The organism is Citrobacter sp. Cpo061, from assembly GCF_030332845.1.
Classification (GTDB): Bacteria; Pseudomonadota; Gammaproteobacteria; order Enterobacterales; family Enterobacteriaceae; genus Citrobacter; species Citrobacter portucalensis.
In genome coordinates this window covers 1-247 of the sequence record NZ_JAOWHB010000017.1, presented here as the reverse complement: position 1 = coordinate 247, position 247 = coordinate 1, and the positions used below count along the sequence as shown (strand labels likewise).

The window sequence follows — 247 nt, the reverse complement described above, 5'->3', positions numbered from 1 at the left end:
TTAACCGGTAGCGTATAGGGAACGCCTCCGACAGTGACAACAATAAAATCTCCGGCAGCCACCTCGGTGGTAAACGCGGTCCCGTTGCCAGCGACAGCAGCAGAGTTATTCGTCAGGGTTAAAGTTCCTGCTGACATGGATATCTCCTGAATTCAGATAATAAAAAACCCGCCGGAGCGAGGTTTTTAATTTTGGAAGGAAAATATATTTAGGGGTAAAGTCGAGTATCGATGTAAATGTAATTCAC

At 45.3% G+C, this 247-nt stretch carries 1 pseudogene; it reads right to left on the bottom strand.

The window, feature by feature from the left end:
• Nucleotides 1-137 (bottom strand): annotated as a pseudogene (locus OGX97_RS01265) (phage tail protein); the annotation flags it as partial.
• Nucleotides 138-247 lie beyond the last annotated feature (110 nt).